Source organism: Tsuneonella deserti (assembly GCF_014644315.1).
Lineage (GTDB): Bacteria > Pseudomonadota > Alphaproteobacteria > Sphingomonadales > Sphingomonadaceae > Tsuneonella > Tsuneonella deserti.
The window spans coordinates 1-509 of record NZ_BMKL01000020.1 but is presented as its reverse complement, the minus strand read 5'-3'; the positions used below and the strand labels follow the sequence as shown (position 1 = coordinate 509).

1 protein-coding gene is annotated in these 509 nt (G+C 40.7%); it reads left to right on the top strand.

Going from position 1 to position 509, the window contains the following annotated elements:
- The coding region (locus IEW58_RS14270) for a SusC/RagA family TonB-linked outer membrane protein (RefSeq protein ID WP_229658663.1) at positions 1 to 509 on the top strand (509 nt) is incomplete at both ends.

Sequence of the window (509 nt, the reverse complement as noted above, 5' to 3'; positions counted from 1 at the left end):
CCGATTATATCCAAGCAAATGGTGGGGTGAATATCACTAACCCTTGGATTGAAGGTTTGAAATTATCATTATCAGCAGCGATTGATAGAACAAGCGGAACAACTAAAACTTGGCAAACGCCGTGGTCGTTGTATTATTGGGACAAAAAGACTTTTGAAGCAGATGGCGTAACTCCAAAACTCGAAGGTGCTATTCGTTCAAACTTCAAAGACCCACGCCTAACGCAAGAATATCGCTCAGTATTGAATACCAACTTGAGTGCAGCTTTAACTTACGACAAAAAAATCGGTGCTAATAATAATATATCGGCATTGGTTGGTGTAACGAAAGAGGTTTTCAAAGGCGATAACTTCAGTGCTTTCCGTAGAAACTACATCTCGCCAGCAATTGACCAAATCTTTGCGGGTGGTTCGCTTCAACAAAGTACAGGTGGTAGTGCATATAACAGAGCTCGTTTAGGTTACTACGGCCGTTTGCAATATAACTACAAAGAAAAATACCTCATCGAA